This is a genomic window from Sphingomonas sp. AP4-R1 (assembly GCF_013113735.1).
GTDB lineage: Bacteria > Pseudomonadota > Alphaproteobacteria > Sphingomonadales > Sphingomonadaceae > Sphingomonas_I.
The window spans coordinates 1,547,792-1,565,394 of sequence record NZ_CP053346.1 but is presented as its reverse complement, the minus strand read 5'-3'; the positions used below and the strand labels follow the sequence as shown (position 1 = coordinate 1,565,394).

The 17,603-nt window shown below is 70.5% G+C and carries 18 protein-coding genes; 6 read left to right on the top strand and 12 right to left on the bottom strand.

Annotation, left to right across the window (positions count from 1 at the left end; genetic code table 11):
* Positions 1-23: 23 nt before the first annotated feature.
* From HL653_RS07625 to HL653_RS07605, 5 genes are all read right to left on the bottom strand, one after another.
* Positions 24-1,391, bottom strand: coding sequence for a DUF1501 domain-containing protein (locus HL653_RS07625; protein WP_171743991.1), 1,368 nt, complete (start codon positions 1,389-1,391; stop codon positions 24-26).
* A 5-nt stretch (positions 1,392-1,396) separates the two neighbouring features.
* Positions 1,397-3,112, bottom strand: coding sequence for a DUF1800 family protein (locus HL653_RS07620; RefSeq protein ID WP_171743990.1), 1,716 nt, complete (start codon positions 3,110-3,112; stop codon positions 1,397-1,399).
* Between the two features lie 201 nt (positions 3,113-3,313).
* Positions 3,314-4,159 carry a type II secretion system protein GspK gene (locus HL653_RS07615; protein ID WP_171743989.1) on the bottom strand — a complete coding sequence of 282 codons (846 nt, stop codon included), beginning with the start codon at positions 4,157-4,159 and terminating at the stop codon, positions 3,314-3,316.
* 167 nt (positions 4,160-4,326) lie between these two features.
* Complete coding sequence (locus HL653_RS07610) at positions 4,327-4,941, bottom strand: prepilin-type N-terminal cleavage/methylation domain-containing protein (protein WP_171743988.1); 615 nt, start codon at positions 4,939-4,941, stop codon at positions 4,327-4,329.
* Between the two features lie 6 nt (positions 4,942-4,947).
* On the bottom strand, positions 4,948-5,880 hold the full coding sequence (locus tag HL653_RS07605; protein WP_367613596.1) for an ABC transporter substrate-binding protein: 933 nt from the start codon (positions 5,878-5,880) through the stop codon (positions 4,948-4,950).
* Between the two features lie 44 nt (positions 5,881-5,924).
* Between HL653_RS07605 and HL653_RS07600 the strand changes: the two genes are divergently transcribed.
* The gene (locus HL653_RS07600; protein ID WP_171742661.1) at positions 5,925-6,677 is read left to right on the top strand and encodes a hypothetical protein; all 753 of its coding nucleotides are present in this window, start codon (positions 5,925-5,927) and stop codon (positions 6,675-6,677) included.
* Positions 6,678-6,771: 94 nt separating this feature from the next.
* Here the strand turns inward: HL653_RS07600 and HL653_RS07595 are convergent, their stop codons facing one another.
* From HL653_RS07595 to gspL, 4 genes are all read right to left on the bottom strand, one after another.
* A complete protein-coding gene (locus HL653_RS07595) occupies positions 6,772-8,001 on the bottom strand; it encodes a type II secretion system F family protein (RefSeq protein ID WP_171743986.1) in 1,230 nt (409 codons plus the stop codon).
* 121 nt (positions 8,002-8,122) lie between these two features.
* The gene (gene gspE / locus HL653_RS07590) at positions 8,123-9,625 is read right to left on the bottom strand and encodes a type II secretion system ATPase GspE (RefSeq protein ID WP_171743985.1); all 1,503 of its coding nucleotides are present in this window, start codon (positions 9,623-9,625) and stop codon (positions 8,123-8,125) included.
* Between the two features lie 228 nt (positions 9,626-9,853).
* Complete coding sequence (gene gspM, locus HL653_RS07585) at positions 9,854-10,339, bottom strand: type II secretion system protein GspM (protein WP_171743984.1); 486 nt, start codon at positions 10,337-10,339, stop codon at positions 9,854-9,856.
* The gene (gene gspL / locus HL653_RS07580) at positions 10,336-11,475 is read right to left on the bottom strand and encodes a type II secretion system protein GspL (RefSeq protein ID WP_171743983.1); all 1,140 of its coding nucleotides are present in this window, start codon (positions 11,473-11,475) and stop codon (positions 10,336-10,338) included. Before gspL ends, gspM begins: the two co-directional genes overlap by 4 nt.
* Positions 11,476-11,516: 41 nt before the next feature.
* Between gspL and gspG the strand changes: the two genes are divergently transcribed.
* From gspG to gspD, 5 genes are read left to right on the top strand one after another with little or no spacing between them, the layout of a single operon-like run.
* The gene (gspG, locus tag HL653_RS07575) at positions 11,517-11,984 is read left to right on the top strand and encodes a type II secretion system major pseudopilin GspG (protein WP_171743982.1); all 468 of its coding nucleotides are present in this window, start codon (positions 11,517-11,519) and stop codon (positions 11,982-11,984) included.
* Between the two features lie 42 nt (positions 11,985-12,026).
* Positions 12,027-12,554, top strand: coding sequence for a GspH/FimT family pseudopilin (locus tag HL653_RS07570; protein ID WP_253717688.1), 528 nt, complete (start codon positions 12,027-12,029; stop codon positions 12,552-12,554).
* A complete protein-coding gene (gene gspI / locus HL653_RS07565; protein ID WP_171743981.1) occupies positions 12,551-13,024 on the top strand; it encodes a type II secretion system minor pseudopilin GspI in 474 nt (157 codons plus the stop codon). The genes HL653_RS07570 and gspI overlap by 4 nt, the downstream gene beginning before the upstream one ends.
* Positions 13,021-13,803, top strand: coding sequence for a type II secretion system protein N (locus HL653_RS07560; RefSeq protein WP_171743980.1), 783 nt, complete (start codon positions 13,021-13,023; stop codon positions 13,801-13,803). The genes gspI and HL653_RS07560 overlap by 4 nt, the downstream gene beginning before the upstream one ends.
* A gap of 9 nt (positions 13,804-13,812) precedes the next feature.
* Complete coding sequence (gene gspD / locus HL653_RS07555; RefSeq protein WP_171743979.1) at positions 13,813-15,948, top strand: type II secretion system secretin GspD; 2,136 nt, start codon at positions 13,813-13,815, stop codon at positions 15,946-15,948.
* A 267-nt stretch (positions 15,949-16,215) separates the two neighbouring features.
* Here the strand turns inward: gspD and HL653_RS07550 are convergent, their stop codons facing one another.
* Genes HL653_RS07550 through HL653_RS07540 form a run of 3 tightly spaced genes read right to left on the bottom strand, consistent with a single transcriptional unit; the run spans position 16,216 to position 17,527 of the window.
* Positions 16,216-16,635, bottom strand: a complete 420-nt coding sequence (locus HL653_RS07550) for a hypothetical protein (RefSeq protein WP_171743978.1) — start codon at positions 16,633-16,635, stop codon at positions 16,216-16,218.
* Complete coding sequence (locus HL653_RS07545; protein ID WP_171743977.1) at positions 16,632-17,078, bottom strand: hypothetical protein; 447 nt, start codon at positions 17,076-17,078, stop codon at positions 16,632-16,634. Before HL653_RS07545 ends, HL653_RS07550 begins: the two co-directional genes overlap by 4 nt.
* Positions 17,075-17,527: a hypothetical protein gene (locus tag HL653_RS07540; RefSeq protein ID WP_171743976.1), complete on the bottom strand. Its 453-nt coding sequence runs from the start codon at positions 17,525-17,527 to the stop codon at positions 17,075-17,077. Before HL653_RS07540 ends, HL653_RS07545 begins: the two co-directional genes overlap by 4 nt.
* Positions 17,528-17,603: the final 76 nt, after the last annotated feature.

Below are 17,603 nucleotides of genomic sequence, written 5' to 3'. Positions count from 1 at the left end.
CGATGGTGATTTTCGTCGGAGGGCTACCCCTGAAACAGCCCCAAAGGCCCGCGCCCGCCGCCATTGAACGTCGCCCAGTTCGGGAACACGTAGGGCAGGTCCGCGTCCGCCACGCCATGCCAGCGTGCGATCGCCCCGATATATTCCTCCTGGCTGATCGTCGGGATGAAGCGCCCGTCATTGGAGACGTCGTCCACCCCGCCCATCACCTGCGAGGGATAGGTGCCGATCACCTGCTTGGGCTTCAGAGCGCCGCCCATCACCAGATGGTTGTTGCCCCACGCATGATCGCTGCCGCCCTGCGCATTGCCCTTATAGACGCGGCCGAAATCGCTCATCGTGAAGCAGGTGACGTTCTCGTTCAGGCCCAGCGCCTTCATCGCCTTGTTGAAGCCCAGCATCGCATTGGCCAGATCGGTGAAGAGCGCGCCCTGCACCGAAATCTGGTTGGCATGCGTGTCGTAGCCGCCATGCGTGACGAAGAAGGTCTGGCGGCTCTGGCCCAATGTGCTGCGCGCCTCGATCATCCGCGCCACGCGCATCAGCTGGCGGGCGACATCGCTGGTGAGCGCCGCGCCCGTCGTCGGGTTGGTGAAATATTGGTCCACCGTGCTGGTGGCGGACAGGATCGTGTTCGCCTGCACCGCCTGGGCGTAAGCCGAGCTGAGCCCGGTCGCGGTCGTCTGCGTCACCGCGCCCTGCCCCGCGCCATCGGCGAAGGCGGAGACGGCATTGGCGCGCGCGAAGACGACCGGGTCGGCCGAATTGCCCGCCGTGCCATATTGGGAGACGAGGCCCGATGACGGAAGCACCAGCGGCGAGGTCGATTTGCCGAGCATCGCCAGCTGGCTGCCGCCGAACGAGATCAGCGACGGGATCGAGGCCTGCGCCGCCCGATCGCTCAGGCGCCCCATGAAGCCGTCGACATTGATGTCGCGCGCGCGCAGCCCCTGCCAGTGCGCCTGCTCGTCGGCATGGCTCATCAGGTTGACCGGGCGCAGGTTCGGGCTGGCGTTATACTGCGCCTTGGTCAGCGGCTGGAACAGGGTGCCCGCATTCAGCACCACGTTCAGCCCGCCCTCGTCCCACACCGATTTCAGCGGCGCGAGCGAGGGGTGGAGACCGTAAGTGCTGCCCGCCAGCGGCGTGAGATTGGCCTGCGGCAGCACGATATTGGCCACGCGCGTGGCGGCATAAGCGGCGTAGCGGGTGGAGTCGGTCGGCACGACCATGTTCCAGCCGTCATTGCCGCCGAACAGGAAGATGCCGACCATCGCCTTGTAGCCCGAAACCGGGGCGGCGATCGCGGCCGACCGGCCGAGCTGGCAGAAAGCGGCGCTCACGCCGGCGCCGGCCAGCAGCTTCGCGAAATCGCGGCGGGAAAAATCCATGGCCATTAGCGGTCCACCTGAAAGAAGGGGCTGGAAAGCACCGCGTAGAGCATCGCCTGTGCGCGCTTGCGGGCCTGGAGCGAGGGGGTGGCGTCGGTGATCGGGGTCGCCGCGGATTTCAGCGCAGCCTTCTGCGCCGCGCTCATCTGCCGGTTCATCAGCAGATAATCGATGCGATCGATCATCCCGTCGATATCCGTGCCGAACGCTTCCCATGCCGACCAGTCGATCGAGCTGCCGGTGGAGCCGTAGATCGCGCTGTTCACCGCGAACTCGCCGCGCGTGGTGGCGGCCCCCACCGTCCAGTCATAGGCCAGGTTGCTGCGGAGCACCGAAAAGCCCGTCGTCAGCAGCTTGGAGGCCGGGCTGACGAGCGTCGTGCTGCCCGGCAGCGGGAAATCGGGCGGATAGAAATTGAAGACGGAGGGCGCCTGGAACACCTGTTGGCCGAGGCTGCCGTCGCGCGCCGTGAAGGCGTAGCCGTCGGTCGTCATCCCGATCGCGCGGCCGATGCCGGTCATCAGCAGCACCGGCTCCTTCACCTTGCCGGCATTGTCGCCCGTCTTGTTGGCGCCGCGCGCCTCCGCATCGGTCAGGATCGCGCGCACCACCGCCTTCATGTCGCCGCGCACGTTGCTGCCATTGTTGGCAAACACGGCGGCGACACGCGCCACATAGGCCTGCGTCGGGTTGGACGTGACGAGATGCTGGATCAGGAAATGCGCGATGTGGGGCGCGGTCGAGGCGTTGTTGAACGCCGCATTCACCGCCGCCGCCACGCTGTCCGCCTGCGAGGCGCCCGCCGGCACCGTCACGCCAAGAAAGCTCTTCGCGGCGGTGTCGTAGCGCCCCGGCACCACGATCATCGGCTGCGCATAATCGCGCGAATTGTAATCGTTGATCCCGCCGCCATTGGCATGGGCATAGGTCCAGCCGGTCAGCGCGCGGGCAATGCCCTTGATGTCGTCGGCCGAATAATTGGCGATGGTAGCACCCGTCGCATCCTTGACCGGCGTGCCGTCCATGTTGAGCTGGTCCGGCCCCATCGTGAACAGCTGGAGCATCTCGCGCGCATAATTTTCGGAGGGCGCGGCCTTGTTGCTGTCCGCCACGTCCAGATAGGCGCCCATGTAGCTGTTCAGCGTCACCGCCATCAGCAGGTCGCGATAATTGCCCAGCGCGTTGCTCAGCAGCACCTGCTGATAGCCCGCCATGCCCGAGGCATTGCTGGTATCCAGCGTGGAGGTGACGAGCAGCTGGGAGAGCGCGAAGGCCACGCGCTGGCGCAGCTGATCGGGCTTGGAAAGCGCATTCTGGTAGAAGCGCATCGCCACCAGTTCGCGGCTGAAATAGCGGCGGTTGCAGACATTGTCCGCGCTGGCGCAGGTGTCGAGCGACACCCAGCCCGCCACATCGGCATAGGTGCTGTCATTGGCCGCCAGCTGTTCGTCGATCCAGGCCGAGGCGCCGATCGAGACGATCCGGTCGACCACGGCCGTCGTCGGGCCGAAGGTGGCCTGCCGGGCGAGCCGGTCCGCATCCGCTTCCTTGGCGACCTTTTCGGCCGCAGCCGCCGCCGCAGCAGCAGCCTGCGCGGCGCTGTTGTCCACGGCCGCGGGGCTCGCGGTGCCGCTGCTACCGCCACCCCCGCCGCCGCCACAGGAAGTCAGAAGCCCGCACGCGAGCATCATGGCGCCGGCCAGGCCAGCGCGGTTCAGCATCACTCTCACTATTTCACCCCGCCTGCCCGGCTCAACGCCAAGGGCCGCCAAATGCATGATCGCTCAATGCGAGTGATCCCTCGACAAACGAGAGATCCTTCAACGACCCCGAAGATAAAGGAAGGTGGTGAAATAAGCGTTAAGCGAACCGTTACACACCCGTATTGTAACGATTTTCTTCGTTCGTACTCCGTAACGTCTTCATGGCCTGGAGGGGATGAGCGGCGCCTGCAGCGGTGCGCGGCCCCGCCATCGCGCCACGACCTGGACAAGGGCTTTGCCGTCCTCGGTCTTGCGGCGCTCGATCAGGCTGGTGAGCCGCTGGCTCGTCCCGCCGATCCGCGCTTCCGCCACCGACCAGAAGAAGCTGGAGGCGAAGCCGCAGCCGGGCGGGATCGCCGCCTGCTCCAGCGAGAAATCGTCGCGCGTCAGCCGCCCGTTGCGCGTGCGCCGCGCGACCAGCCCGCGCGCCGCCGCCGGATTGTCGAGCAGCAGGGCGAGCAAGGGCTCCGGCACGGCATTCAGGTTGATGCTCGTCCTGAGCGGCAAAGCGGTGGCGAAGGGTGCCAGCTTCGCGATCTCGCCGGGGGTCAGCCCCGCCGCGCCCAGTTCCGCCAGATCGGCGACGGGTCCCGCGATCAGCAGATATCCCGCGATCCGCTCGGCCGTGCCCGGCGTCAGCCCCAGCGCGCCCGCCATCGTCGCCAGCCGCCCCTTGGCGACGGGATCGTCGCGGGTCAGCGCATTGAGGTCGAGCTTGCCGGTCGCGTCCGCCACCGTCATCGCGAAGCGCCCACCCTCGATCGCGGCACCCTTCTCGTCGATATTGGCCCAGGGTTCGGTCGCATCGTCCTGATCGGGCGCCTGCACCATGTCGCGCCGCAGCGCCGCCACCGCCGAAAGCTCGCCCCCGCGCGCGATCTGCGCGGCCTGCGCGGCCTCGGCCATGCGCGTGGCGCGCTGCAGCCCCGCATCGTCCCCCGCCACCATGATCGCCAGCACCGCAGCCGCCAGCCCGACGAGCAATAGCACGTTGACCAGTACCATGCCCTGCTCGCGCGACGGAGGCCCGCTTCCCCCTTCCTCCCCGTCCTTCCCAACGTCATCCTGAACGTGTTTCAGGATCGATGACCCGCCTTCTCCACCCGCGCGCCCGGTGCGAGCGGAGGGCGATGGATCCTGAAACACGTTCAGGATGACGGACGGGGAAAGCCTCACGGTGCGGCCGGCAGCAGGATCACACGCCGCAGCGTGCCCCCCGGCGCCCCATCCTGCGCCGCCAGCCGCAACGTCATCTCCACCGCATCCGGCCGCCCCTGCTCACGCAAGCGGGTCGGCACCTCCTGCCACCCGTCCGGGCGGTGAAAGCGCCATGCCGCCGCCTCCACCCCCGAAACGAGCGCACGCGGCTCCATCCCCCGCGATCGCATCAGCACATTGCCGACGAGGGCATAGCCCACCAGCACCTGCCCGCCGGCCGCGTTGCGGCGCATCCCCACCGCCCCGTTCATCAGGAAGGGCCCGTCGCTCAGCGCCCCGAAATCGGAGCCGACGAGATACAGCGCGCGATCCAGCTCCGCGATCCGGTCGAGCCGCCTGTCGGTCCGCCGCTGCACGGACAGCACCGTCTCCACCAGGGCGAAGGCGGCCAGGCTGATCAGCGCGAACAAAGCCAGCGCCACGATCATCTCGATCAGGGTGAAGCCAGCCTCTCCCTCGACGCTCCCCTCTCCGTTCGTGCTGAGCGTGTCGAAGCACCGTCCTTCTTCTGCCCCGAAGGGGGAAGAAAGGGACGGCCCTTCGACACGCTCAGGGCAAACGGGGGTCATGCGAGATCATGCCGCCGCAGGCTGGGCGAGCAGATAATTGCCCTTGGTCACCGCCAGGATCGCCATCGCGCGCGCGGCGCTCCCGTCCGCGCGGAAGCGCACCGCGCCGCACACGCCGTCGAAGCTCCGCCCCGAAAGCAGGGCCGATCGATCCATCGAGCCCGCCTTCCGCAGCGTCTGCGCGATAGTGGCCGCGTCGAAAGCGAGGCCCGCAATCACGCCCGGTGCCACGCCATTGGCCTGCTCGAATGCATCGGCGAAGGTGCGGAAGCCGGCCGGATCGGGTGCGGAGAGCCACGCCCCCTCGATCTGCGTCAGCGTTGCGGGGGCCGCGTCCAGCCCGGTGAAGGCGCCCAGCAACTGCACGCCCGAATCGCCGATCGCGCGCGCCGGCGCCACCAGATCGCCGCTCGCCAGCAGCGCGTCGGGCGCCCCCGGCCCGCGCAGGAATGCATCGAGCGCCGATCCCGCCGGCGCCGTCACCAGATCCAGCCCGCCGCGCACCGCCGCCAGTTTCGCCGCCGCCGCCACCTGCAGCCCCCAGGCGTCCGTGCCCGCCAGCACCGCCACCCGCCGCACCCCGCGCGAGCGGGCATAATTGAGCAGGGGCAATACGGCCTGATCCGCCGTCACCCCCAGCAGGAAGGCGCCGCTCTCGCGCAGCGCCAGATCGTTGCTGAACGCCAGCACCGGCACGCTTCCCGCGACCGCCACGACCGGCGCCACTTCCGCCGCCGCCAGCGGCCCGAGGATCAGCCCCGCGCCCTTCTTGATCGCATCCCGCGCCGCCGCCGCCGCGCCCTCCGGCGTGCCGCCCGTATCGGCGACGATCAGGCCCTTGCCATCCTTGCCTTGCGCCAGCCCCCCGGCCCGCGCCATGCTGCGCCCGAGCGCGGCGTTCGCGCCGGTGAGCGGCACGAGCAAGGCGGCCGGCGGCAACGTCTTCGCCGCCCGCGCGGGCGCAAGGAAAGAGGGCAGGCACGATGCGGCAAGGGCTGGCGGCAGAGACAGCAACAGCCGGCGGCGATCCGGCCGCATCTCAGCGCGCGCCCGTGGCGGGGGCGATCCGCCGCGCCTGGCCCTGGCTCGCGATCGGCCTCGCCGCATATCTGGTCGCGCTCATCGTCACTGTCCCCGCCCGTTTCATTCTGTCTGGCGATCCGCGCTGGGCGGTCGCGGGCACCCTATGGAATGGCGAGGCCGTGGTCGACGGCGCATATCGCCTCGAATGGCATTGGGCACCGTGGCGCTCGCTCGCCAGCCTCGCCTTCGCCGCCGACGTGCGGATGACGGGCGCGGGCACCGATCTCGCCGGCGCCGCCACCGTGTCGCCCGGCGGCACCCTGCTGGAAGGGTTCGCCGGCAGCGGCGGCGGCGGATTGCTCTCCGCCTTCGGCCCACGCCTGCCCTTCGCCTGCGATGCCGCGCTCACGATCACCCTGCGCCAGCTTCGCATCGCGGGCACCCGCTCGGAGGCGACCGGCGAGATCGCCAGCGACGCCGGCAGCTGCACGGCCATCGGCGGCGGCCAGCCCAATCCCGTTCCCGCGCTCATCACGCGCCTGCTGCCTCTGCCCGACGGCACCACCCGGATCGAGACCACCCCCGCCAAAGGCTCGCGCGTCCGTTTCTTCGAGGGCCGCATCGCCGCCGGCCGCCTGCATCTCGCCCTCACGCCCGCCGGAGCCGCGGCGCTCCCGTTCGCGCAGGGGCTGGTGATCGACGAGGCCATGTAGCCACCGTGCTCCTGCGAACGCAGGAGCCCAGGGCCACGCACGCACCGCCTGAAGCTCTGGGCTCCTGCGTTCGCAGGAGCACGGCCGTTCCGCCTCACGCCCCCGCCAGATTGTTGAGGTTCACGATCGGCAACAGGATCGCCAGCACCATCATCAGCACCACGCCGCCCATCAGCAGCAGCACGGCCGGCTCCACCAGCCCCACCACCACCGTGATCAGCGCATCCAGCTCGCGATCCAGCTCGCCCGCCGCGCGCGACAGAGCCGGGCCCAGCCGCCCGCTCGCCTCGCCGCTCGCCACGATCGCGATCAGCATCGCCGGAAACACATCCGCCTGCCGCATCGCCTGAGAGAGGCTCCCGCCCTCGCGCACCTTCGCCGCCACGGACAAAGCCTGTTCGCGCACATAGCGGTTGGAGGTGGTCGCCGCCGCCGCGCCCAGCGCCTCCACCAACGGCACCGCGCTCTGCACGAGCTGGCCCAGCGTGGCCGCGAAGCGCGCCGCCGCGAACTGGCGCACCAGCCGCGCCGTCGGCCGCTTCGTCGCCAGCATCCGGTCGAACGTCAGCCGGTTGGCCGGCACCGCCAGCCACCTCTGCCCGCCGATCAGCCCGCCGACGATCAACAGCGCCACGATCCAGCCGAAGCTCCGCACGAAATGGCTGAGCCCGATCAGCGCGCGCGTCAGCAAGGGCAGATCGGCCCCGCGCGATTCGAACACGCGGACGATATCCGGCACCACATACACCATCAGCAGCACCATCATGGCGAGGCTGACGGTAGCGAGCAAAGCCGGATACAGCAGGGCCATCTGCACCTTCGATTGCGCGCGGTGCCGGCTCTCCACGAAATCGGCCAGATGCCCCAGCACCTCGCCCAATTTGCCGCTCTGCTCGCCCGCCGCGATCGAGGCGCGATAATAATCGGGGAAGGCCTGCGGCTGATCGGCCATCGCCGCCGACAGACTCCGCCCGTCGAGGATGCTCCCGCGCATCTCCAGCAGCAGGGAGCGCATCCGGTTCGTCTCGGCCTGCCCGGCGACGAGACCCAGCGCCTCCTCCACGGCGATGTCGCTGCCGATGAGCGTGGCCAGCTGGCGCGTCGCGGTCGAAAGCTGCCGTGCCGACACGCGCGGCCGGAACCAGCGCAGCCCCGCCGGTGCCGAGGCCGTCACGCCCGCCTTCGCGCTGCTCGCCTCCACCGACATGGGCAGCAGCTTGCGCTCGCGCAGGGCCGCCCGCGCCCCCGCCACGCTCGCCGCCTCGATCACGCCCTTCTGCTGGCGCCCCGCCGCATCCACCGCCTTGTAGGTGAAAGCCGCCATCAGCAGCTCCCATCCGAACATGACCGCACGCACACCAATCCGTCATTCCCGCGAACGCGGGAACCCAGTCCCACGGTTGCAGTCTGGGTTCCCGCGTTCGCGGGAATGACGAGGGAATACATCATCCAACGTCGTCCCGCGTCACCCGCGCCACTTCCTCCACCGTCGTCTCGCCCGCGCGGATCGCCGCCAGCCCTTCATCGAGCAGCCCCGGCCCATGCTGCCGCGCATGCGCCACCAGCGCCGCCTCGGGCGCGCCGTCGTGGATCAACGCCGCCATCGCCGGATCGACCGCCACGATCTCGTACAGCCCCTGCCGCCCCCGGAAGCCCTCGCCCCGGCACGACGGACAGCCGACGCTGCGCCACACCGGCTCGCCCTCCGCGATCGCCCCGTCCAGAAGCGCCACGTCGCGCGCATCCGCCGGCTCCTCGCGCCGGCAGACCGCGCACAGCCGCCGCACCAGTCTTTGCGCCACCAGCCCCACCAGCATCGGCGCGAGCAGGTAACGCTCCACCCCCATGTCGACGAGCCGCGTGACGGCGCCCACCGCCGAATTGGTGTGGAGCGTGGAGAGCATGAAATGCCCCGTCATCGCCGCGCGCACCGCCACCTCGGCCGTCTCCTGATCGCGGATCTCGCCGACCATGATCACGTCCGGATCCTGCCGCAGGATCGCGCGCAGGCCCCGCGCGAAGCTCATGTCGGTGCGGGCGTTCACCTGCGTCTGGCCGATGCCCGCCAGCTCATATTCGATCGGATCCTCGACCGTCAGGATATTGCGCTTGCGATCGTTGAGCTTGGCCAGCGCCGCATAGAGCGTCGTCGTCTTGCCGGAGCCCGTCGGCCCGGTAACGAGCAGCATCCCGTGCGGCCGCTGCAGCAGCCGCTCGAACAGCGCCAGATCGCGCCCGTGCAGGCCCAAGGTCGCCAGATCCAGCTGCACCGATCCGCGATCCAGCAGACGCATCACCACGCGCTCGCCATGCTGGGTGGGAATGGTCGAGACGCGTACGTCGATCTCATGCCCGCCCACGCGCACCGTGACGCGCCCGTCCTGCGGAATCCGCTTCTCGGCGATATCCAGCCGCGCCATCACCTTGATGCGGCTCACCAGCAAAGGCGCCAGCGCGCGATTGGGCTCCACCACGTCGCGCAGCACGCCATCCACGCGGAAGCGCACGATCAGCCGCCGCTCCTGCGTCTCGACATGGATGTCCGAGGCACGCTCCTTCACCGCCTCCAGCAGCAGCGCGTTGATCAGGCGGACGACCGGGCTGTCATCCTTCATGTCGAGCAGATCGTCGACCGCGCTGGCGCTGTCCGCCAGCGCCGCCAGATCGGTATCCGCCTCGGTCGCGATATCGGCAGCGCCGCCCGCCGTGTCCCGATAATGCGCCTGCAGCGCCCGCTCGAACTCGGCATCCGCCACGCCGCGCCACGGCAGGCCGCTGCCAAACAGGCGCTGCACCTCCAGCAAGGCGGGCAAGGCCGCGCCGGGCCGATGCAGGCACACCGGTCCGCTCTCTTCGCCCACCACCAGCACGCCCTGCGCGCGCGCAAAGCCATAAGGCAGGCGCGCGGTGCGTTCTTCGGGGATGACGTCGTCAGATTGCGTGGACATCAGCGCCCCCTCTCCATTTCCTCCGTTCGCACTGAGCCTGTCGAAGTGCCGTCCTGCTTCTTCCGCCGATCGACGAAGAAAAGGACAGTGCTTCGACAAGCTCAGCACGAACGGCGGAGAAAAAGTCCACCATGCTCCTGCGAACGCAGGAGCCCAGGGTTACGAATACGTCGCTTGTAGCTCTGGGCTCCTGCGTTCGCAGGAGCACGGAAGAACCGGAAACGGCCATCATCCGCCCGCCATCACGAACCGCGCCGTCACCAGCCCCGGCCCGCTCGTGCTGGCCTCGATCCGCGCCTCGCTCACGCGCAGCGCGCTCGTTCGCTCCAGATCGGCCACGAAGCGCAGCACCGCATCGAACGGCGCATCGGCCAGCACCACCGTCAGCCGCCCGCCCTCCGGCTCCACGCGCTGGACGATCACGCCCGTCGCTCCCGCGCTCGCCGCCACCACGGAAGCGGGCGGCCCGCGCCGCGCCGGTGCGCCAAGCCCCGGACCTGCCGCGCGCAGCCGCATCGCCAGCATGTCATAGGTGCGGATGTCCGCCACCGCCCGCGCGCGCGCCGTCTGCAGCGGCCGCACCACCGCCACCAGCACCAATGCGACCAGCCCGATCACCGCCAGCACGGCGAGCAGGCGTTGCTCGCGCTGGCTCCGGTCGGCCCACCACGCCGTGCCCCGATCCCGGACGGGCTCCAGACGGCCGAGCTTCATGCCGCGCCCCGGATCAGGAACGCGCCCGCCGCCTTGCCGTCGCTCTGGCTCGCCGCGCCCGCCTGCGCCGAAAGGCCCGCCGCCGTGAGCGCCGAGCCCACCTGCTGCAGCCCCTCCATCGTCGCGGCCTCCACCTCGATGCTCATCGTGCCGGCCGAGGCGTCATAAGAGATGGCGTGCATGTGGATCGCGGAGCCGAGCGGCTTCAACGCTCCCCCCACGCGCACGAACAGAGGCAGGAAGCCCGAAGGCCCCGCCCCGCTCGCGGGCAATATCTCGGCCGCGCTCGCCGCCACGTCGTCACCGATCACGGCACTGGGCGCGACCTGCTGGACCAGCGCGCGCATCTCCGTCGCCCTGTTCGTGGCGATCCGCTGCACCGCGATCGTATCGACGCCGGCGATCGCCGCATGCGCGCAGATACCCGCCGCCGCGACGATCGCGACCCGCCGCCACAAAGGCGCGATCCTCCGGCGCGGTGCGGCGAAACGCCCCTGCCGCAGATCGAGCGCGGGCTGCGTCAGCCGCGCCGCCAGCCCCGCATCCTCATAGGTCCCGGCCTCCGCCGCCATCTCCTCGGGCGCCGCCCCGCCATACAGGATCACGCGCGGCCGCGCCGACGCCGCCCACGCCGCCACCAGATGCGCGCGCGGCAGCGCGAAGCCCGTCCCATCCTCGGCGCGCACCAGAGCGCGGTCCCCGGCGACATCCAGGCTCCACGCGCCGGGCGGCGGCAACGGCAGGCCCAGCACGTCCGGCACCACAGTCGCCTGCCCCAGCCCGCTGGCGATCAGCAGCTCTGTCAGCCGCTGCATCCGCTCCCGCGCCATCACGCCCGCAAGATAGCGTTGCGCGCCCAGTTCCGCGCCCAGCGCCGCATGGATGTCGGCGATCGGCTGCGCGATCCGTTCCTCGATCGCGAAGGGCAAAGCCTCCAGACGCCGCCGCGCGCTCGCGATCGGCAGGTCGACGGAGAGCAGCAATATCTCCTCGCTCGGCACCAGCACGATCGCCGGGCCGAGATCGAACCGCTCCAGATTCACGAGACTGTCGCCGTCGATCGTCCAGATGCCGGACCCTGACTCAATAGGGAGCTGGTCCGGGGCCATGCCGGCGGAGTAGGTCGGCAGGGGCAATGGCCTTCGCATAAGACGGGTTTATAGTAGAGCCGATGAGAATGAATCCAAGCGCCTACGCAACCGAAGTGTCGCATCGCGTGCCGGAGCGCGAACAGGGCCTCACGCTCGTCGAGATGATCGTCGTGCTGGCGATCATCGCGCTGGTGGCGGCCCTGATCGTACCGAACATCATCGGCCGCCCCGATCAGGCGCGCGTCACCGTCGCGCAGACCGATCTCAGGTCTATCTCGGCCGCCTTGAAAATGTACCGGCTCGACAATGGCGATTATCCCTCCACGTCGCAGGGCCTCGCCGCGCTCGTCTCCAAGCCTTCGGGCGAGCCCGCGCCGCGCAATTATGCGGCCGGTGCCTATCTCGACAAATTGCCGGTCGATCCCTGGGGCAACCCCTATGTCTACGCCTCGCCCGGCAGCGCCGGCGGGGGCTTCGATCTCGCCAGCAACGGCAAGGACGGCAAGCCCGGCGGCGAGGGCCTGGACGCCGACATCAAGCTTTCCAGCAACTGAGCGGGCCGCGTGGGGGGGCACCGCTCGACACAGAACACCTTCGTGCTCCTGCGAACGCAGGAGCCCAGGGCTGCGAGCGCCGCATCTGAAGCTCTGGGCTCCTGCGTTCGCAGGAGCACGGTTGCCGGACGGGAATCCGGCCTCACCCTCGTCGAGATGCTGATCGTCCTCGCCATCATCGGCGTGATGGCGGGTGCGGTGGTGCTGGCGATGGGGCGGGCGGGCGGCGGCGGCGCGCAGGCCGAGGCGCGCAGGCTCGCCACCCGCCTCCGCCTCGCCGCCGACGAGACGATGGTGACGGACGCGCCCGTCGCGCTCGATTGGGATGCGGGCGGCTATCGTTTCCTCGGCTGGAACGGCAAGACATGGGTGGAGAGCCGGACGCCCGCGCTGGAGCCGCACCGCCTGCCCGCCGGCCTCGCGCTGGAGGCCTCCGGCCCCCACCCCCTGCTGATCGGCGGCAACGAGGGCGGCACCACGCTCGACGCCCGCCTCTCCGCGCGCGGAGAAAGCTGGCGTATCCGCTTCGACGGCGTGAACGCCAGCGCCGAAGCGGCCCCGGCGACATGAGGCGCCGCCGCCACAAAAACACCGTTCGTGCTGAGCGAAGTCGAAGCACGTGCTGCGGGCGGGGCGCTTGGAGCACGTGCTTCGACTTCGCTCAGCACGAACGGGGAAAGACAGGCGAGACGGGCTTCACGCTGATCGAAGCCCTCGTCGCGCTCGCCATCGTCGCGATCGCCGCCGCCGGGCTGATCGGCGCCACCGAACGCCATATCGACACCGTCTCCGGCATCGAGCGGCGCACCACCGCGCGGTGGATCGCGGAGAATCGGCTTGCGGAACTGGCGCTTGCGGGTGAAGGTCCACCCTCAGGCGGGGGGCAGATCGAGATGCTGGGGCAGCAGTGGCAGATCGCCGAAACCGCGCGTCCCAGCGCCGATCCGGACCTGCGCCTCGTCGAGGTGGCGGTCGCGCCCGCCGGCGGCCAGCCGCTCGTCCGCCTGCGCGGCTTCGTCGATTCGGGCGCGCCGAGATGAGCCCGCGTCAGGCCCGCATCGGCGCGAATCTCTTCACCGCCGCCGTCATCGCCTCGGTCGGAGTCGCGCTGGCGGGCACGACCTGGCGGCTGCTGGGCGATCCGGGCGAGCGGATGGGCGCCACCCCCGTCGCCGCGCGCGCCGCGCCCCCGCCGGACATCGCCACGCTCGTCAGCCTTTCGCCCTTCGGCACCGCCGCGCCCACCGCGACCGGCACCGCCGATACCAATGTGGTGCTGCGCGGCATCCTGATGGCGGAGCCGCGCTCGGCCTCCTCGGCCCTCATCTCGGTCGGCGGTGCCACGCCCACGCCTTTCTCTATCGGCAGCGCCGTCGCCGGCGGCACGATCGATGCGATCGAGAGCGACCATGTCGTGATCGCGGTCGGGGCCGAGCGCCGCCTGCTCGCCTTCCCCGATCGCAGCGGCACCGCGCCCGCCACCGCCGCCGCGACGCCCGCCGTCACCGCGCCCACGCCGACCATGGCGCCGCCGCCACCCGTCACCGGCCCGTCATCGCCGCCGCCCACGCCGCAGGCCCTGCTCGCGGGCCTCGGCGCCACTCCCGCCGCCGACGGCTTCCACGTCACCGCGCCCAGCCCGCAGATGCGGCAGGCCGGCCTCCAGCCCGGCGATGTGATCCAGCGCGTCAACGGCATGGCGATGGCGGAGGCGATGAGCAATCCGCAGGCTCTGCAGACCGCTTTCACCAACGGCACGGCGCGCGTGGATCTCGTCCGCGCGGGCCAGACACTCACCCTTTCCCTGCCCCTTCGCTAAGGCCAGACCTTGACCTTCCGCACCCCCCTTCTGCTGATCGCCGCCGCCGCCGGCCCCGCCACGGCGCAGATCAACCCGGCTCCACCCGCAGCCCTCGCGCCCCCGGCAGCCCCCACCTCCGGCACCCGCGCGGGCGACATCGTCGTCAACATGCACGATATCGAGATCGCGGCCGTCGCCGAGCAGATCTCACGCCTCACCGGGCGCACCCTGATCCTCGATCCGCAGGTGCGCGGCACCGTCAACGTCACCTCCGCCACCCCGCTCAGTTCGGACGGCGTGTGGGAGCTGTTCCAGTCGGTGCTGCGCGTCCACGGCTTCGCCGCCGTCCGCACCGGCCGCGCCTGGCGCATCGTGCCGCAGGCGGAGGCGGTGCGCGAGGCGCCCGGCTCCTCCACCGGCCAGCAGGTGACGAGCCGCCTCGTCCGCCTCCGCAACGTCTCGCCGGAGACGGCCGCGCGCGTCTTCCGTCCTCTCGTCGCGCAGTTCGGCAGTATCGAGCCGCTGACCAACCCCAACGCGATCGTCGTCACCGATTATGCCGACAATATCGCCCGGATCGAGCGACTCGCCGCCGCGCTGGATGGCGGGCGCGGCCCCTCGTTCGAGGCGATCTCGCTGCGGCTGGCCAGCGCCAAGGATGTCGGCGCCGCGCTCAAGACGCTCTGGGGCGAGGGCGATACCGCGCCCCGCATCGCGATCGACGAACGCAGCAACATCCTGCTCGTGCGCGGGGACGCGCGTGCCGTGGCCGAAGCGCGCCGCATGGCCGACCGGATGGACCTGCCCGGCGGCGCCACGCCCACCACGCGCGTCTTCCGCCTCCGCAACGCGGATGCCGAATCGGTCACTGCGGTCCTGTCCGGCCTGCTCGGCGGCCAGACCCAGTCGAACAACCCGATCGCGCAGACGCTTTCGGGCGGCAGCCGCTTCGGCAGCAGCATCAACACTCTGGGCAGCATCGGCGCGGGCGCCACGGGCACCGGCGCCACCAATACGCTCGCCACCGGATCGAACGGCTCCACCCTCGCCAATGCCGCCGCCGCGCTGACCGGCTCGGGATCGGGCTCTTCCTCTTCGGGCTCGCTCGGATCGATGGCGCAGAGCCTCGGCAGTAGCCAGTCGGCCACGTCGACCGGCTTCTCCACGCCCGATCTCGCCGTCCAGTCCGCGCCCGAGCTGAACGCGATCGTCGTGCGCGGCACGCCCGCCGCCCTCGCCCAGATCCAGCCCCTGATCGATCAGCTCGACGTGCGCCGTCCGCAGGTGATGATCGAGGCGGCGATCGTGGAGGTCACCGCTGACACGGCCGAGGCGCTGGGCGTCCAGTTCGGCCTCGGCAACGGCCTGCCCGGCGTGGATGGCGCAGTCAGCTCCTTCTCCAATATCGGCACGCCGCTCACCACGATCCTGACGACGCTGGGCACGCCGATCGGCACGCTCGCCAGCGCCTCGGGCTTTTCGGGCGCCATCTCCAGCGGCGATACGTTCCAGCTGCTCGTGCAGGCGCTGGGCAGCTCGACCAAGGCGAACCTGCTCTCCACGCCGAGCGTCACGACGCTGGACAATCAGGCGGCCGAGATCGTCGTCGGCCAGAACGTGCCCTTCCGCACCGGCAGCTACACGTCGCAGACCGGCGGCACGATCGCGCCTTTCACCACGATCGAGCGCAAGGATGTGGGCCTCACGCTCCGCATCATCCCGCGCGTGCACGAAGGCGATGTCGTCCGCCTCGACGTGAGCCAGGAAGTTTCCTCGCTGGTCGGCGCGGTCACGGGCGCGGCCGATCTCATCACCAATCGTCGCGCGATCCAGACGACCGTGCTGGCCGACGACGGCCAGACGATCGTGCTGGGCGGGCTCATTTCCGACGATCGCACCAACACCAAGAGCCAGGTGCCAGTGCTGGGCGATATCCCGATTCTCGGCAACGCCTTCAAGAGCCGCCAGCTCCAGCAGACGCGGCGGACCCTGTTCGTGTTCCTGCGCCCGTCGATCCTGCGCGATGCGACGGCGGTGGCGAATGCGTCCGCCGCCAAATATGCCCGCGTCCGCAGCGCCGAAGCCCAGCTCGACGACCGCTCCAGCCTGCTGCTGGATCCCCCCAAGGCCAGGCTGAGCGTGGAGCTGTCAGGGGTGTATTGAAGGCAAAAAGCTCCCCTCCCTGAAAGGGATCGTTGCGTAAGGCGTTTTTTTCTCCGTTTGCACTGAGCCTGTCGAAGTGCCGTTCTTCTTTCTCTCGTGTTTTCAAGAAGAAGGACGGTGCTTCGACAGGCTCAGCACAAACGGAATAGGTTTGCCGGGAATTCCGCAACACCCCCTGAAAGGGAGCGGCTGGGGGTGGGTCGAGAGCGAAGGCACGTTCCGCTTCGAGCATACCGCCCACCGCGCGCCTGCCCCACCTCCGATCGCTCAGGGCGCCTCATCCCGTGGCGGCAGCACCGCCACGCGCGCCTCGGCGCCTCGTCGGAAGGTCGCGCGGTCGGCGCCCACGCTTTCCAGCGTCCAGCCGTCGATCGCCTGCCCGCGTCCGATCGTGCGGACCGCACCGTCCTTCGCGCGCGCCATCACCAAGGGATCGGACAGGCGCCCGACGATGCCGAGCAGGGCCGGCGGCCCGCGCGTCGCGGCCGGCAGTGCATCGATCGGAGGCTCGGCGAACAATGGCTCCGACGGATGTTCGGACACAGGCCCCGCCTGTGCGACGCCGAGCGTCACCGTCGGGGCGGGCGGCACGACAGTGCGGGGCCGATGACCGAGCAGGCCGAACACGGCCGCCGCCGCCGCGACGAACGCGGTGCCCCGCACCAGCCAGTGAGAGGCGCGCGTCATCGCCCGTCCCCGATCGGCGCCACGGCCCGCGCCTCCAGCCGTAGCAAGCCATCCGTGCCGGGCCTGATCGACCAGCGGACGAAGCGCACGACCGGCCGATCCCCCTCGATCGCTCGGGCGAGCTGGCGCAGCGCCGTCTCGCGCCCGCGCGCCTCCACGTCCACCGCCGCGAAGCCCGGAGCCACGGTCGCCGCCAGGGGGCGTACCGAAAGGCGTATCCCCGCCGCCGAGCCGCGATCCGCGACCAGAGCGGCCAGCAGCGCCGCCGCATCGCCTGAACCCGCCGGCAGCGCCGTGCCCCGACTCAGCCGCACCGCCGCCGGTCGCGCACCCGCCTCCGCCAGCGCATGCTCCCGAAGCGCAGCGTCGCGCGCCGCGAGCGACCAGCCCGCCAGCACCACCATCATCGCGACGGCGATCGTTCCGAACAGGAGACGGGTCAAAGCATGTCGCCCGTCAGCCGCACCCGGATCGTGCCGTCGTCGCGCGCCTCCTGGCCGCGCTCGCGGAAGCGGGCCAGCCGGGAATCGGCGGCCAGCGCCGCGCGCAGCGCATCGGGATCGGGCGTGTCGATCGCCAGGCTCAGCGCGCCGTCCTCGCCCCGCGCGGCCTCGACCAGCCGGATATCGGGAGGCAGATGCGCGCGGAGCAGGCCCAGCGTCGGATCGAGAGCCGGACGCGCCAGCGCCCGGCCCGTCTCGGCCGCCTGCTCCCGATCGCGCGCAACGCCCTCGCCCTGGCCGGCCAGCGCGGGTATCCGCTCCCGTGCGCTCCCGGTCTGCCACAGCGCGCCGATCCCGACCGTCACAGCCGCAAGCCCCAGCGCGAGCAGCAGCAGCCACGCCGTCAGGCGCCCCTGCGGGCCCAGCCATTCCGGGGCCGGGCGCCTCATGCCCGCGCTGAACCGATCCAGCAGGCTGTCCGCCGACGGGTCCGAAGTGCGTTGTTCAGAAGAGGTCCGCTTATCC